The 16,310-nt window shown below is 38.0% G+C and carries 15 protein-coding genes; 8 read left to right on the top strand and 7 right to left on the bottom strand.

Annotation, left to right across the window (positions count from 1 at the left end; translation table 11 throughout):
• Nucleotides 1–5: 5 nt before the first annotated feature.
• A complete protein-coding gene (lptB, locus tag L2B55_RS04105) occupies nt 6–743 on the bottom strand; it encodes an LPS export ABC transporter ATP-binding protein (RefSeq protein WP_237849023.1) in 738 nt (245 codons plus the stop codon).
• Nucleotides 744–857: 114 nt separating this feature from the next.
• Nucleotides 858–2,552: a single-stranded-DNA-specific exonuclease RecJ gene (gene recJ / locus L2B55_RS04110; protein WP_237849024.1), complete on the bottom strand. Its 1,695-nt coding sequence runs from the start codon at nt 2,550–2,552 to the stop codon at nt 858–860.
• Nucleotides 2,553–2,914: 362 nt separating this feature from the next.
• On the opposite strand from recJ, the gene pheS reads away from it, so the two are divergent.
• The 6 genes from pheS (at nt 2,915) to pepT (ending at nt 8,617) form a co-directional block, all read left to right on the top strand.
• Nucleotides 2,915–3,952, top strand: a complete 1,038-nt coding sequence (gene pheS / locus L2B55_RS04115) for a phenylalanine--tRNA ligase subunit alpha (RefSeq protein ID WP_237849025.1) — start codon at nt 2,915–2,917, stop codon at nt 3,950–3,952.
• Between the two features lie 12 nt (nt 3,953–3,964).
• On the top strand, nt 3,965–4,549 hold the full coding sequence (locus L2B55_RS04120; protein ID WP_237849026.1) for a TetR/AcrR family transcriptional regulator: 585 nt from the start codon (nt 3,965–3,967) through the stop codon (nt 4,547–4,549).
• A gap of 383 nt (nt 4,550–4,932) precedes the next feature.
• Nucleotides 4,933–6,342 (top strand): 23S rRNA (uracil(1939)-C(5))-methyltransferase RlmD, encoded by a 1,410-nt coding sequence (rlmD, locus tag L2B55_RS04125; protein WP_237849027.1) that lies wholly within the window; start codon nt 4,933–4,935, stop codon nt 6,340–6,342.
• A gap of 40 nt (nt 6,343–6,382) precedes the next feature.
• Nucleotides 6,383–6,754, top strand: coding sequence for a hypothetical protein (locus L2B55_RS04130; RefSeq protein WP_237849028.1), 372 nt, complete (start codon nt 6,383–6,385; stop codon nt 6,752–6,754).
• A 53-nt stretch (nt 6,755–6,807) separates the two neighbouring features.
• The gene (locus L2B55_RS04135) at nt 6,808–7,314 is read left to right on the top strand and encodes a phosphoribosyltransferase family protein (RefSeq protein ID WP_237849029.1); all 507 of its coding nucleotides are present in this window, start codon (nt 6,808–6,810) and stop codon (nt 7,312–7,314) included.
• A gap of 58 nt (nt 7,315–7,372) precedes the next feature.
• Nucleotides 7,373–8,617, top strand: coding sequence for a peptidase T (gene pepT / locus L2B55_RS04140; protein ID WP_237849030.1), 1,245 nt, complete (start codon nt 7,373–7,375; stop codon nt 8,615–8,617).
• A gap of 72 nt (nt 8,618–8,689) precedes the next feature.
• On the opposite strand, the gene recQ is transcribed toward pepT, so the two are convergent.
• On the bottom strand, nt 8,690–10,822 hold the full coding sequence (recQ, locus tag L2B55_RS04145) for a DNA helicase RecQ (RefSeq protein WP_237849031.1): 2,133 nt from the start codon (nt 10,820–10,822) through the stop codon (nt 8,690–8,692).
• A 200-nt stretch (nt 10,823–11,022) separates the two neighbouring features.
• Between recQ and L2B55_RS04150 the strand changes: the two genes are divergently transcribed.
• Nucleotides 11,023–12,000: a cytochrome c gene (locus tag L2B55_RS04150; RefSeq protein ID WP_237849032.1), complete on the top strand. Its 978-nt coding sequence runs from the start codon at nt 11,023–11,025 to the stop codon at nt 11,998–12,000.
• A 71-nt stretch (nt 12,001–12,071) separates the two neighbouring features.
• On the opposite strand, the gene L2B55_RS04155 is transcribed toward L2B55_RS04150, so the two are convergent.
• A complete protein-coding gene (locus L2B55_RS04155) occupies nt 12,072–12,575 on the bottom strand; it encodes a shikimate kinase (protein ID WP_237849033.1) in 504 nt (167 codons plus the stop codon).
• Nucleotides 12,576–12,606: 31 nt separating this feature from the next.
• Entirely contained in the window at nt 12,607–13,665 is a 1,059-nt protein-coding gene (locus L2B55_RS04160) for an ABC transporter permease (protein ID WP_237849034.1), read from the bottom strand.
• A 154-nt stretch (nt 13,666–13,819) separates the two neighbouring features.
• On the opposite strand from L2B55_RS04160, the gene hemN reads away from it, so the two are divergent.
• The gene (gene hemN / locus L2B55_RS04165) at nt 13,820–15,187 is read left to right on the top strand and encodes an oxygen-independent coproporphyrinogen III oxidase (RefSeq protein ID WP_237849035.1); all 1,368 of its coding nucleotides are present in this window, start codon (nt 13,820–13,822) and stop codon (nt 15,185–15,187) included.
• Nucleotides 15,188–15,212: 25 nt separating this feature from the next.
• Here hemN and L2B55_RS04170 read toward each other — a convergent pair whose 3' ends face one another.
• Together L2B55_RS04170 and L2B55_RS04175 are read right to left on the bottom strand one after the other, a co-directional pair.
• Nucleotides 15,213–15,677 carry an SRPBCC family protein gene (locus tag L2B55_RS04170; RefSeq protein ID WP_237849036.1) on the bottom strand — a complete coding sequence of 155 codons (465 nt, stop codon included), beginning with the start codon at nt 15,675–15,677 and terminating at the stop codon, nt 15,213–15,215.
• An 11-nt stretch (nt 15,678–15,688) separates the two neighbouring features.
• Nucleotides 15,689–16,246 (bottom strand): dihydrofolate reductase family protein, encoded by a 558-nt coding sequence (locus tag L2B55_RS04175; protein WP_237849037.1) that lies wholly within the window; start codon nt 16,244–16,246, stop codon nt 15,689–15,691.
• Nucleotides 16,247–16,310: the final 64 nt, after the last annotated feature.

Genomic DNA, 16,310 nt, shown 5'->3' on the forward strand with positions numbered 1-16,310 from the left:
TTAAGTTACAAAACTTTGCTTCGTAATACGAAATTTCGACCAAGATAAACCCTGCGAACCTGTTCGTCTTCGGCTAACTCCTCTGCTGATCCCGATTTTAGGATTGAGCCTTCAAACAATAAATAAGCTCTGTCGGTAATAGAAAGAGTTTCCTGTACGTTGTGGTCGGTAATCAGGATGCCTATGTTTTTGGTTTTTAGTTTAGCCACAATGCTCTGAATCTCTTCAACGGCAATAGGGTCTACTCCTGCAAAAGGCTCATCTAACAAAATAAACTTAGGGTCAACTGCTAAACAACGTGCAATTTCGGTTCTTCTGCGCTCACCTCCCGATAGTAAATCACCTCTGTTTTTTCTAACTTTTTGCAAGCTGAACTCATTTAGCAAGTATTCTAATTTATCATGACGTTCTTCCTTGTTTAATTTCGTCATTTCTAAAATTGCCATGATGTTGTCTTCAACACTTAGCTTACGAAATACCGAGGCCTCCTGTGCAAGGTAGCCAATACCTTTTTGAGCCCTCTTATACATAGCGTCATAGGTGATTTCCTGGTCGTCTAGGTAAACATGTCCTTCATTAGGTTTAATAAGACCGGTAATCATATAAAACGAAGTAGTCTTCCCTGCTCCATTTGGTCCTAACAAACCGACAATTTCACCTTGTTTTACGTTAAATGAAACATGGTTTACTACTGTACGTTTTTTATATGTTTTCACCAGATTTTCGGCGCGTAACTCAAGCATGAACTCCTCCAAATCTCTCCCCAACGGGAAGGGTATTTTTAATACGTAATAACAATTTTAATACTTAGTTTGTCCCTATTTTTTAACTCCTGATAATTAAGGAGATGGAAAGACTTACTTTATATCTTTAATACTCAATTGAATGGTTGTTTTACCATTCCATGTGTTTTCTTCAATACTATAGCAAATATCAAAAGGAATACCCTTTCGAATGCGCTGATAATGTTGTCCTAAATTAAATCCTATGCAATCAAAGCTATAGCCTTCGGATTGTTGAACGGTAAATTTTAAATGATTATTGCCCACAATTTGCGGCTCAAATTTGCACCAAACATTTTTAGTGGCAAATATCGGTTTCATATTGCCAGGCCCAAAAGGAGCAAATTGCTTAATGATGCGCATCAGTTTTGGGGTAATATCACCCAGCTTTATATATTCATCTATCTCTATTTCCTGTGAAAGTGAACGTTCTTCAATGGTTGAAGAAACAACCTCCTCAAATTTCTGGATGAAAGCATCTACATTATCCAAGCTAATGGTTAGTCCTGCAGCATATTTATGCCCGCCGAACTGCTCAAGTAGGTCGCTGCAGGCGCCGATAGCCTCATGGATGTCAAAGCCACTTACCGAACGAGCAGAGCCAGTTGCTTTACCATTGGATTCAGTAAGAATGATGGTTGGGCGGTAATATTTTTCGATTAAGCGTGAGGCAACAATACCAATCACCCCTTTATGCCAGTTTGGAGAAAATAATACCGTAGATTTTTTGTTTTGTAGCTCGGGTGTATTTTCTATCATCGAAAGAGCCTCAACGGTGATGTTGTTGTCAAACTCTTTACGTTCGGTGTTTTTAAGATTTACAATCTGCCCTTTTTCTGTTGCCAACTCCGACGAACCCGAAATTAACAAGTGTACGGCATGCTTCGCGTCGTCAATCCGACCAGCTGCATTAATTCGCGGACCTATCTGGAAAACAATATCAGTAATGGTTAATTCTTCTTTTTGAGCAGAAAGATCTATTAAAGCGCGTAAGCCTTCGCAAGGGTTCTCATTCAACCGCTTTAAGCCGAAAAAAGCCAATGTTCTATTTTCACCAGTTATAGGTACAATATCAGAAGCAATGCTTACGGCTACCAAGTCGAGGAAATTTTCAAGGTAGCTAAAAGGCATATGATTCTTTTCGGCAAAGGCCTGAATCAGTTTAAAGCCAATGCCACACCCAGACAGCTCTTTGTATGGATATTCACAATCTTTTCGTTTAGGGTCCAGTACGGCAACTGCTGTAGGAATTTGCTCGCCAGGTAAGTGGTGATCACAAATAATAAAATCAATGCCTTTCTCAAGGGCATAATCAACTTTGTCAATTGATTTGATTCCACAATCCAAAGCAATTATTAAGCTGAAGCCATGTGCATTCGCATAATCTATGCCTTGGAAGGAAATGCCATAGCCTTCTTTATAACGATCGGGAATATAGTAGTCGAGATGATTGTAGAATTTGCGGAAGAAGCTATATACCAATGAAACGGAAGTTGTACCGTCAACATCGTAATCGCCATAAATCAAAATTTTTTCGTTCGATTTAATGGCAGCTTCAATGCGTTCAATTGCACTCTCCATATCCTTCATTAAAAAAGGATCATGAAGATGGTTGATGTCAGGCCTGAAAAAACACTTGGCTTCTTCAAAAGAAGTAATGCCTTGTCGCTCCAATAACTGGGCAATAATAGGGGAAACATTCAGCTCCTGAGTTAGTAAGTCAATTACTTCATTATTATAATCCGAATGTGTGATCCACCTTTTGTCCATAATTATTTCAAGGGGGTAAAAATAAGAGTTTTTACGGAATCTATTTTTTGTCCCAGAGGCTTAATTTATTTTACTTGGGCTTAATATGAATCATTTAGTTGATAAACAGAAGTGAGATGGTGATTTTGTGGAAAAAAAGAGAAAGTGGAAAGAAAAACTCTGAGTCTTTTTAGATGTTGGTTTCCCATGGAAATTTGTATGAAAATGCCAGGACTTGTTTAAGTTTTTGTTAACAGATTGTGGTTTTTGTTGGGTGAGTCTTATTGTAAATAGAGTTGAGTTAACTGTACTTCTTTGGTTTTGGGTATATTTTGTGGCGAATTGAATGTAATTCAGATGTGTAAAAATTTTATCTTTGCCGCATGCAATCGAAAATTGAAGGTTACATAGCGGAAATCAACGCATTTACTCCGGCCAATGCCGACGAACTAGAGCAGTTTCGGATTAAGTTTTTAGGTAGAAAAGGAATTATTGGTGATTTGTTTGAAGAATTTAAGCAAACTACCCCGGAAGAAAAGCGGGCTTTAGGTAAAGTATTAAATGAATGTAAGCAGGCGGCTGAAGCAAAAGTGCTTGAATTTAAAGAGCAGTTTGAAAATCATCAGCAACAGCAAAGTAGTATTGATTTAACCTTACCTGGGAATCCGGTGAATATTGGATCCCGTCATCCAATATCACTCGTGCGCAAAGAAATTGTTGAGATTTTTTCGCGCATTGGTTTCAATGTAGCTGAAGGACCGGAGATTGAAGACGATTGGCATAACTTTACGGCATTGAACTTCCCTGAAGAACACCCTGCTCGCGATATGCAGGATACCTTCTTCATTCAAAAAAATACAGGTTCGGATAAGGGAGATATTGCCCTTCGTACTCATACTTCATCAGTACAGGTACGTATGATGGAAAACGGTAAACCGCCGTTTAGAGCCATTATGCCGGGACGAGTGTTCCGTAATGAAGCTATATCGGCCCGTGCTCACTGTATCTTCCATCAGGTAGAAGGTTTGTATATTGACGAAAACGTTTCGTTTGCGGATTTAAAGCAAACGCTTTATTATTTCGTTCAGGAACTGTACGGCAAAGGTACAGAAGTTCGTTTCCGTCCATCTTTCTTTCCTTTTACCGAGCCATCGGCAGAAATGGATGTAACCTGTATGATCTGTGGAGGTAGCGGTTGTAATGTTTGTAAATACACCGGTTGGGTTGAGATTTTAGGATGTGGTATGGTTGATCCTAATGTGTTGGAGAATTGCGGCATCGACTCGAATAAGTATACCGGTTTTGCATTTGGTATGGGTATTGAACGAATTACCATGCTGAAATATCAGATCAAAGACCTACGACTGTTTTTTGAAAACGACGTTCGTTTCCTTAAACAATTCCAATCAGAAATTATTTAAGGATACCTGTAGATGGATGTTGATAAAATATCACTTAGTATAAAAAATGCAGCACAGCATTTATTTCGCCGTTATGGTTACCATAAAACCAGTGTGAATGAAATTGCAGCAAAGGCTAATTTGGCAAAAGCCACCATCTATAAATATTTTGAAAGTAAGGAATTGATCCTCAATGCAATTATCATGGATTATCTTGAAAAGCATATCCAGGAAATTGCAGATAGCGTTGATCCCAAGCAGTCAAAATTAAGTGTTGAAGAAATTTCAAGCCTTATATTAAAAACCAGCCGCCTAACTTACACTGCTTGTAATGAGTTTATCGGCTGGGATTTTATTCGTGAATCGGCAAATGCACAAGCTTTTCTTAAAAATCTTTCCACAGAGATTGAAAGTCTCATAATGGATTTGGTAATGAGGGTTCGTAATGTCGAAGATAAAAGTGACCAGGCACGTCGTATTCAATTTTTAGTAACCGCCAGTAAAAGCATTGTGTTCTCCTTTGCCTTTACATCTGTTTCGGATGCTGATGTGAAAAAAAATTTCATTGCCTTCCGAAATGAAATCCTTCCTTATTTAATCAGAGGAGCTTTTGCATAAGTTTGTTGCATAGGTAAGTGTAATTGTTACACCATTTTTACAAATATACCGTTTTGGTTTTTGGTATAAATGTTTTATTTTTGCAGCATGAAATAAGCTCATTTCATTATGAGGCGAGAATTAAAAGACTTCTCACAAGAGCTTGAACAAAAAATTGAGCTTTATAATAAAACAAAGTGTAGCTTTTCCCGTTTCATAATTAGACTTTTCAAATTGTAAAGTTTCATAGATAAATTGGTTTAGGTTGAGCCCCGTATAGTAGAAATGCTGACGGGGTTTTCTTTTATGGTATATTCAGTTTGCCTTTAAAAGATGATTCGAGTTTTTCTTAGCTTAAACTAACAGTTTAACCACAGTCTTAAAAATTGTATTTTTGCAGCCTGATGGCAAAAAAGAAGTTTGAACCCTATATTGCAGAGGGAGTAGAAATAGTTGACATTGCACACGATGGACGTGCAATTGGTAGACACAATGATCGGGTAATTTTTGTTGATAAAGCAGTACCTGGCGATGTAGTGGATATTAATGTAACCTACAGAAGGAGACAGTTGTTTGAGGGGAAGGTAGATGTTTTGCATAAACCTTCTGAATATCGCGCCCAGCCTTTTTGTGAACATTTTGGTATTTGTGGTGGTTGCAAATGGCAACATTTAACCTATGAAGGTCAGTTAAAATATAAACAAAAGCAGGTTGTAGACGCCCTGGAGCGCATTGGAGGTTTAAGTACGGAAACACTTACTCCGATATTGGGTTCAGAAAAAACAGCGTATTACCGCAACAAAATGGAATTCACTTTTTCCAATAAGCGATGGCTTACGGAAGAAGATATGGACAATCGTCACAACCTGGAGCAGACCGAAGCTTTAGGCTTCCATGTTCCGCAACGTTTCGATAAGATTATTGATATTGAACATTGCTATTTGCAGCAAGATCCTTCCAACTCAATCAGAAATGCAGTAAGAAGCTATGCCTTGGAACATAAACTCGAATTTTATGATCTTAAAGAGCATCATGGTTTTTTACGTAATCTAATCATTCGTACTGCCAGTACCGGCGAGCTGATGGTGATTGTTGTTTTTGCCAGAAACGATGAGGATACTATTAATGGCTTGATGAATTATATTGATAACCATTTCCCTCAAATAACTTCATTGTTATATATCGTTAATCAAAAAAGGAATGATACCATTTTTGATCAAGAAGTGATTACCTTTAAAGGTAACGATCATATTTTTGAAGAAATGGAGGGGATTAAGTTCAAAATTTCTCCTAAATCTTTCTATCAAACCAATTCGGAACAAGCCTATAATCTATATAAAATAGCACGCAATTTTGCTGATTTTAAAGGCGATGAATTGGTATACGACTTATATACAGGCGCCGGAACTATTGCAAACTTTGTTGCCCGAAAAGTAAAACAAGTAATAGGGGTTGAGTATGTGCCAGATGCCATTGAAGACGCCAAAATCAATTCTGCCATAAATGGAATTGATAATACTTTGTTTTATGCAGGCGACATGAAGGATGTGCTTAATGCTGAGTTTATTGCCCAGCATGGCAAGCCTGATGTGGTAATTACCGATCCGCCAAGGGCTGGTATGCATGCTGATGTGGTTGCCCGTATTAACGAAATGGAGCCCGAAAAGATTGTGTACGTAAGTTGTAATCCGGCCACGCAAGCTCGTGACTTAGCTTTATTAAGTGAAAAATACGAAGTTGCGAAAATTCAATCGGTTGATATGTTCCCACAAACCATTCACGTTGAGAATGTAGTATTGCTAAAAAGAAAATAATGAACTACATAATGAGGGCAGACTCATTCAGAATAGTATTATGCAGTTAGAAAACGAACAACAACCCCAAGGTCCGAGTCCATTAATTGGTTTGGAAAAGGATCTTAAATTATATAATGAGGCAATTAAAGAAGTAGCGCTTGATATTATTGAGGCTAAATTTTCGGATTTTCCAATTTTTGTAGCACATCAGCATGAAGTAAGTCTGGGACAAACTATCCTGAGCAGCAAAGAGCTGAAGACCTCATGGAATATTAATGCTTCAACGCTTGAAGAGTTTACTGAGAAGAATATTATTGCAAAAGAGCGTCAGGAATATTTTGTGAACAACTACAAAGACCCTAAACAATACATGTGCTTATTTGTAGTAATTCCTGAAGGGGCTAATTTTGTTTTTTATCCGTATAAGTAAACCTATTGGCAATTGCACTATTTACCGTTATTTTTAACTCCTAAATTTTACTCATGAGTGATAAAATAAAGATTCTCGATAAAAAACAGATACAGCAAAAAGTTGATCGTATAGCGTATCAGATTTTTGAAGATAACTTTGATGAAAAGGAGATTGTTCTTGCAGGTATCGTTCCGCGTGGGAACACTTTGGCTGCCCGTTTAAAAAAGGTTATTGAATCAATAGGAGATATAAAAGTAACATTGGTAAATATTGAGTTGGAGAAAACCAGCAGCTCGTTAAATGCCAAAACCGATCTTCCTATTGAAGAATGCGCCAATAAAGTAATTGTAGTGGTTGACGATGTGCTGAATACTGGTCGTACATTAGTGTACGGACTAGGAATATTTCTTAATATTCCAACCAAAAAAGTGCGTACTGTAGTATTGGTTGATAGAAGTCATAAGCTTTTTCCTATACACAATGATTTTGTAGGGCTGGAACTTTCAACGGTTGCTCAAGAACATATTGATGTGGTTTTGGGCATTGAAGGTCAGGAAGATGCCGTATACCTTGTTTAAAATTTAAACCATAGTTTATTCTATGGGCTATGGTTTCTTTTATATCCCAATAAATTTTATGAACAATTATAAATTTACCGTTACCGAGCGTTTTATGCGTTACGTTCAGGTTGATACTCAATCTGATCCGCATTCAACAGCCGCACCTACTACCCAAAAACAGAAAAATCTAAGCCGCATTTTAGTTGAAGAGCTAAAAGCAATGGGCATTGATGATGCTCATTTAGATGATTTCGGCTATGTATATGCAACCATTCCTGCTACGAGTGAAAAGAATGTTCCGGTTTTGTGTTTTTGTTCACATGTAGATACTTCGCCGGATTGTAGCGGAGCCGGAGTTAAGCCAATCATTCATAAAAATTATCAAGGACAAGATTTAGTGTTGCCTGATGATCCTTCTCAAGTTATAAAAAAAGCAGATCATCAAGATTTGGCCGAACAAATTGGCAATGATATTATTACCGCCAGTGGAACTACCCTTTTAGGAGCCGATAATAAAGCCGGTGTAGCTGAAATCATGGATGCTGCCAATTATTTTATGCAACATCCAGAAGTAAAACACGGTAAAATTCGCATTCTATTTACTCCCGACGAAGAAGTTGGTCGTGGGGTGAATAATGTGGATATGAAAAAACTGGGCGCCGATTTTGGGTACACAATGGACGGTGAGACTTTAGGTTCGCTTGAAAACGAGACCTTTTCGGCTAATGGCTTAACGTTGTTAATTCATGGTGTAAGCTCACATCCGGGTTTTGCTAAAGGCAAAATGGAAAGTGCTATTAAAATTGCTTCTGAAATTGTTGCTGCTTTGCCAAAAGGTCATCTCTCACCTGAAACTACAGAAGGTAAAGAAGGCTTTGTGCATCCGGTAGAGATCGGTGGGACTGTTGAAGAATCGAAAGTATCTTTCATTATCAGAGATCATGTGACAGCTAATTTGGCTAAACATGAAGGTGTAATTAAACAAATTGCTGATCAGGTGATTGCCAATTATCCGTTTTCAAAATATGAGATCAAGGTTACTGAGCAGTACAGAAACTTTAAAGAGGTCTTGGATCAGTATCCTCAAGTAATTGAAAATGCTTTAGAAGGAATTCGCCGTAGCGGTATGGAACCTAAATTACAAAGTATCCGAGGCGGTACCGATGGTTCTCGCTTGTCATTTATGGGATTGCCTTGTCCTAATGTTTTTGCAGGGGAGCACGCTTTCCACTCTAAACACGAATGGGCCTCAGTGCAAGACATGCAAAAAGCCGTTGAAACCATTGTGAATATTGCCAGCGTTTGGGAAGAAAAAGCTTAATTAATATAGTTTGATAATTGGGGAGTTTGAAGTGAATTTGCGATGATGCATCATTTTCAAATTTCCCGATTTTCAAATTAGCTTATCCTGTTTTTCAATCCAACTCAACGCTAATCGTATTTTGTGATAGGCAATTTCTCCCTTTAAAAAATCAAAATAGTCTTTTAACTTATTACTTTGTCCTAGGGCTTTCTGAGCCAGTTTTACCCGCTCTATTTCTTCCATGGAAATAAATTGCCTTAAATTAATTGGACTTCCATTGAGGTACAGCGTAGAAATGTGTGAGTAAACGGTGGTTAAATGGATGTTTCGAAGTTTTGAAATATCTTCGGGTGAATGATTATGTTGCAGCAAACGGAATGTTTCCTTGAGTGTATCCGTTTTTTCGCGAGGAGTTACAGTGTTTTTATACTGATGACGGCTTATTAATTCAATAAATTTCCGTCCGTACTTTTCTAGCTTACGTTGGCCAACTCCTTGAATTGCCAAAAAGGCGATTTCTGTTGTAGGCTTTTCCATAACCATTCTTTCCAGCGTAGCATCACTAAAAATTGCGTAGGCCGGTACATCCTCTTGTTCAGCAAATTCTCTTCTTAAACGGCGCAAAGTATCAAATAATTTTTCGTTAGCCGTTTGAGTAGGAATATGTGTCTCTTCATCAAGGCTCAATGTGTGTTTTTTAATTTCCCGAATCAAAGGATATGCTAATTCGGTCGTTTTTTTTCCAAAAAGAATTTCTTTGCCAAGACTGGTAGCTTTTAAACTAAATCCTTCATCATAAACCATTTCTAAAAGCCCTAAACTTAGCATTTGCATAATAAATTGTTGCCAATGTGGAAAGCCTACATCACTTCCAATTCCATAGGTTTTAATTTTATCATAGCCTTTTTCAATGATCTCTGATTTATTCGAACCTCTTAAAACCTCAATAAGCATATTGATACCTATGGGCTCATTAATTCGAAGTAAGGCTGATAAAGCTTTTTGAACTAAAATGGTTCCGTCAAATCGGCTGCGAGGTTTTTTACAAACATCACAATTGCCGCAATCTTGCTCCAGATTTTCTCCAAAGTAATTAATTAGGATTCTGCGCCGGCAAAGATTTGCCTCTGCAAATTGTTGTATCCTCCTCAGTTTTTCAATGTTTAGCTCGCGCTGTTGGCTTTGTTCCGCAAATTGAGTCAATAACACCAAATCGCTTAAGCTATAATAAAGAATAGTTTCACTCTTTAATCCATCTCGCCCCGCACGGCCAATTTCCTGATAATAGCTTTCGATATTTTTAGGCAGATTATAATGAATAACCCAACGAACGTTCGACTTATCTATACCCATTCCAAAGGCAACTGTGGCACAAACCAACTGAACCCGGTCATTGATAAAGTCATCTTGAGTCTCATTACGTTCATCTGCGTTCATGCCGGCATGATAGGCTGCGGCGTTTATTGAATGTCCCCGAAGTTTTTCAGCCAGTTCTTCTGTAATCTTCCTGCTCAAACAGTAGATAATGCCTGATTGATTGGGTTTTCGTAAAATGAAATCAATGATTTCGAAGTCCTTTTCTCGCGTTTTAACGCCCATTTTTACGTTCAAACTTAAGTTCGGCCGATCAAAAGATGCGATAAAGGTATTAGGTCTTTTTAAGCTTAGTTGTTTGATAATGTCCTTTCGGGTTACTTTATCAGCTGTGGCTGTTAAGGCTATTATTGGAATTGTCGGAAAGCGTTCTTTAATGACATTGAGTTGAGTGTATTCCGGGCGAAAATCATGTCCCCATGCAGAAATGCAATGAGCCTCATCAATGGCAAATAATTTAATGTTGAACTCAGACAACATGGCCATGCTCGATTTTAGTTTCTCTGGAGAAAGGTAAAGTAGTTTAATGCTGCCGTTTAAGCATTGTTCTATTATGGTTTCTTCTTCAGTAAAATCCTGGCTGCTGTTTAGATAAGCGGCACCTATGCCATTAATCCGTAGAGCATCCACTTGGTCCTTCATTAATGAAATAAGCGGCGAAATGACAATGCATAAACCTTCCATGATTAGGGCTGGAACCTGATAGCAAATGGATTTTCCACCACCGGTTGGCATCAAAACCAAGGTGTCTTTTTTATCAAGAATGGATTGTATTACTTCGTTTTGTAGCGGCCGGAATTCATCGTAACCAAAATAAGCCTTCAATGCAACACGGGCCTGTTCAATCATAGTGCAAAAATGCTGTTTTGAGTAAATAAACGAAATGATGAAGGCTGATTTTTTTAACCTTAGCGTAATTCTACCTAAATTTTATTTTGCGTAATACTACTTAAAAAGGATTCTTTTTTGTATACTATTTTTGTGCTTTCTTTTAAGGCTGTTTCTTAAAAGGTTAATTTGTAATTTGTTAGTTAATATAATACTGTGCCATGAAAAAAGTATTTAAAGTTCTGGGTGTTATTTTTCTGTTCCTTATTATAAGTATAGCAGGATTAGGTGTGTATGTAAAAACCGCATTGCCCAATGTTGGACCTACACCTGAAATGAAAGTTGAGCTAACTCCTGAGAGGATTAAAAGAGGGGAATATTTAGCCAACTCTGTAATGGTTTGTATGGACTGTCATAGTACACGGAACTGGGCTGAATTTTCTGGTCCGATTATGCCTGGCACGTTGGGCAAAGGAGGGGATGAGTTTAATCAGAAAATGGGATTTCCGGGGAGATATTTTGCTTCTAATATTACCCCTGCCGGTATTGGCAATTGGACAGACGGTGAAATTTTTCGAGCAATAACGGCCGGGGTGAAGAAAGACAATCAGCCTATTTTTCCAGTTATGCCCCATGCTAATTATGGTCAATTAGATGAAGAAGACATAAAAGCAATAATTGCCTACTTACGCTCATTGCCAGCTATTGAAAATGTTGTGAGCCAATCTGAGTCAGATTTTCCGATGAATTTCATTATAAATACAATACCGGTAAAAGCCAATTTACAAAAGAGACCTCTGTCAACTGATGCGGTACAATACGGTAAGTATTTGGTAACAGCGGCAGCTTGTTATGATTGTCACACTCAGTTTGATAACGGTGAGTTTGTGGAAGGTATGGGTTTTGGAGGAGGTAGGGTGTTTGAGTTGCCAGGAGGACAATTATCAACATCAAACATTACTCCAGATAACAAAACCGGTATTGGCTTATGGAGTAAGGAGCAATTTATTAATCGATTTAAAACCTATGTTGATAGTATCGCTGCGCACCAAAAGGTTGGTCCGTCTGATTTTAATACAGTAATGCCTTGGACAATGTTTTCACACATGAAAGACGAGGATTTAGCTGCTATTTATACCTATTTACGAACGGTTAAACCGATAAATAATCCGATAGTGAAATTTAAGCCAAGGAGTTGATTTTGTACAGATTTTAATTTTCCGTCTGACAACTTTTTTAAAAGTCGTTCGGACGGAATTTTTATGCAGGGCTATTGAATACTTAGTTGTTTGATTAGAGTATCAGCATTAATACTTAGTCCATCTACTGTCAATTGAGCCTGATTATAAAAAGGTTCACGGAGAGCTAAACGCTCTTCAATAAATTTTATAAGGTCATCTCCTTTTAATCCTTTAATTAAAGGGCGTTCTTCCTTTGCATTCTCCAGCCGCTGTGCAATAGCTTTGGGTGAGAGCTTTAGGTAAATGGTTTGACCGTTTCGGTTCATCCATTCAAGGTTATTATGAAAACAAGGGGCGCCCCCTCCAGTTGAGAGCACAAATTGTTCTGGAAGTATATGCTTTTGTAGCACGTCTTTTTCCAACTCCCTGAATTTTTCCTCACCATTTTTAGCGAAATACTCTGCAATGGTGCCACCTGTAATTTCTTCAATTAAATGATCAAGATCTAAAAAAGGAAGATTCAGTTTCTTAGCAAGCCTCTTACCTAAAGTAGTTTTTCCGGCTCCCATGAAGCCGATCAGAAATATTTTCAAAAGATTATCGATTTTAGATCTTCAAGTTCAATTATCTCACCCTAACACGTGGATCAAGAATGCCGTAAAGTACGTCTACCAAAATATTCAACACCACAAAAATAAACCCACAGAAAAGTATGGAGCCCATTACAACCGGAAAATCGGCTAAGCCAAGAGCGTCAACTGTTGCCTTTCCCAGGCCGTTATATCCGAAAATGTATTCGATGAAAAATGAACCTGCAATTAGAGAGGCAAACCATCCCGATATTGCTGTAACTACCGGGTTTAGGGCGTTGCGCAAAGCATGCTTCATCACCACGGTATAATTGTTTAATCCTTTTGCCTTAGCCGTACGGATGTAATCCATGGCAAGTACGTCGAGCATTGCACTTCGGGTAAGTTGAACAATAATTGCCAATGGGCGCAAACCTAAGGTAATCATCGGTAGCCAAAGGTTTTTTAAGCTAAGCACTTCTCCTTTGAATGGATCGTAATTGTGTAAACTACCCGACATGTTTAATCCCGTGTAATCACTCAAAACAAACCCAAATAACCAGGCTATAATAATGCCAGCAAAAAAAGACGGTGCCGAAATGCCTATAATGGAAAATCCAATTGAAACTTTATCAATCCAGCTGTCTTTATTTATTGCCGAAATAACTCCTAATGCTATTCCTAATATTGAGGCGAAAAGCATTGAGGTAAATGCCAAAACCAGTGTATTCGGAATGGTTTCTTTCAGTATTTCTGAAACTTCCTTTTTAGTTTGATAAGAGCGACGTAAATAAGGCCATTTTAGTGCAATCGCGTCTTCTTTGCCTACCGGCAAAAGTTGTATATAGTTGTATTTTGCTTGTGAAGCCGAGTCGGTAGGGTGTAAGCCAATGGGTGAAATATCATTTAAAAATAAGGCAAACTGTACAGGCATTGGTTTGTCCAAACCAAGTTCTTTACGTACTGCTTCCAGCGATTGCACATCGGAGCGTTGTCCCATGGTCATACGTGCAGGATCGGCAGGTAAAATATTGAATAGGAAAAACACCGCTACCACGATGCCTAGCATAACCAACAGACCGTAAAATGTTTTATTGAGTATATATGAAAGCATTTAATCAATTACTTGGCCGCCGAATTTAATGAAAATTAAGGCAGAAATGAATCTGGGATGACAGTTGCTCGCATAAAACTTTATAAACCTGATTATTGTCAGTTTTTATTAGGTTAAGTTCTTTGATTTTTGTGGTATTGGAATGTAAAAACACATGAATCATAGTCTTATACAAAAATATAATGTTCCGGGGCCTCGCTATACTAGTTATCCAACAGTTCCCTACTGGGAGGAGAACAACTTTACTACTAAGGGTTGGGAACAATCTGTTTTAGCAACTTTTCTAAAGAGCAATAATGACGACGAAGGGATTAGTCTATATGTCCACTTACCTTACTGCGAAAGTTTATGCACGTTTTGTGGTTGTAATAAACGAATTACAACCAACCATAGTGTTGAAGAGCCATATATAAATGCTTTGTTAAGAGAATGGAGCCTGTACTGCAAGCTGTTTCCTTCTCGCCCAAAAATTAAAGAGATTCATTTGGGAGGGGGAACACCAACCTTTTTTAAACCGGAAAATCTGCAAAGATTAATCAACGGATTGTTCCTTTATGCCGACCGTACCCCAGAGTGGGAATTTAGCTTTGAAGGCCATCCGAATAATACCACAAAAGAGCATCTGCAAACTTTGTTCAGCTTGGGATTTAGGCGAGTAAGTTTTGGAGTGCAGGATTATGATCCGGTGATTCAGAAAGCAATTCATCGCATTCAGCCGTTTGCAAATGTTGAACGCGTGCATAACTGGGCTCGTCAAATTGGTTATACTTCCATTGGGCATGATCTTGTGTTTGGCCTCCCAAAACAAACCCGCTTGAGCATTGCCGAAACAATTGCTAAAACTAATTTGCTAAGGCCCGATAGGCTGGCTTTTTACAGTTATGCTCATGTGCCTTGGTTAAAAGGTAACGGCCAACGCGGCTTTGATGAAAATGATTTGCCAAAGGATGATGATAAAAGAGTGCTATATAATTTAGGAAAGCTGCTTTTTGAAGAAAACGGTTATATAGAAATTGGAATGGATCATTTTGCATTAAAATCGGATAGTCTTTATCAATCGTTAACAGAGAAAAAGCTGCACCGGAATTTTATGGGATATACATCTTCCAAAACGCAATTAATGATTGGGCTAGGCGTTTCGGCCATTAGCGACTCATGGAATTCCTTTGCTCAGAATGTTAAGACCATCGAAGAGTATTATGAATTAATTTCCAAAGATGAACTTCCGGTCTTTAGAGGCCATAAATTAACTGATGAAGATTTGATTGTTCGAAAACATATTCTAAATCTGATGTGTCAGTTAAAAACCGAATGGAGTGAGTCTCAAGCTCAATTTAAAGAATTGCCGGAAGTGGTTTCAAGATTAGAAGAAATGGCTGCAGATGGGCTGCTTCACTTTGTAAAAGATGGAATTGAAATAACACCTGAAGGAGTGCCTTTTGTAAGGAACATTTGTATGGCTTTTGATTTACGTATGATCCGTAACCAACCTGAAACCCGTTTGTTTTCGATGACGGTTTAATATTGAATTGAAAAGGAGTGGTTAACTAATAGTTTAACTCTTTAGGAAATCGATCTGCAACTAGATTAAGTTGAATGGCGTGCTCTAAAAATGCTTTTAAGCCTGCAAGTACTAAGGTAAATCCTTCAGTAGAATCACGTACCTGATTGATTATTTCTTCGGTGGTACCCTTAAATCCGCTATTGATAATACTAACAAAGGTTAACTCGTTGTTTAAAGGTTTAAAGTTCCATTCAACTTTTGTGGTGTTGTCATAGTTGCCCCAATCAATTACAATTTTACTGTTGGGTTCAATAACTTTTACTTGAACGGGTATTGTAAAGCTATACATCTCCCATGTCCATTGGACTTCGTTATGTTCATCCAGTCGTCCGGAGCCCTTAGTGAACCAAAACTTGGATGTGATGGCAGGGTTAATGATTGCTTCAAAAACCTCTGAAACAGGTTTGCGGATTAGCATTTCAGCTTTTGCAAAATTTTGTGTGGTCATAGCTTAAGGGGTTAATTAACAGGCTGATATCTTAGTAAAACTACTCCGCTTTTAAAAGAATGAATGGAGGTGAGTTTTAGGTTTAATTGTTTGTTTATTTCGTTGAAAATTGGAGTTCCAGCTCCTAATGCAACAGGATCGATCATGAACTGGTATTCATCTATAAGACCATGTTCAGCAAACTGAGTAACAATACTTCCGCTGCCCAATATGGTAAAGTCTTTGCCATCTGACTCCTTCAGTTTGCGTATTTCGTCAACAATGTTCTCGCTTATTAGTCTGGTTTTGTTCCAGGTAACAGATTTTAATGATCGTGAGAAAACGATTTTTTCAGCATTATTCATTCCTGTCGCTACTTTTGGATCGTTCTCCATTGCCATTGGAGTTGGCCAATAACTGGCCATCAGCTCATAAGTGATGCGTCCAAATAATAAACAATTATCGGCTTGCAAGCTATTGGCTGCAAATTCATTTTCTTCAGGGCCGTGTTTGTGCCAGCTGATATCACCATGTTGGTCTTTGTAAAAGCCATTTAGGGATATAAAGTTAAAGACAGATAGTTTTCTCATAGAATTTAAATGAGGTTTAATTTAGTCATAATCAGCTAGAAAATTAATATGTAATTCTTGCCAA

It is taken from the genome of Solitalea lacus, from assembly GCF_022014595.1.
In the GTDB taxonomy this organism is placed as follows: Bacteria; Bacteroidota; Bacteroidia; order Sphingobacteriales; family Sphingobacteriaceae; genus Solitalea; species Solitalea lacus.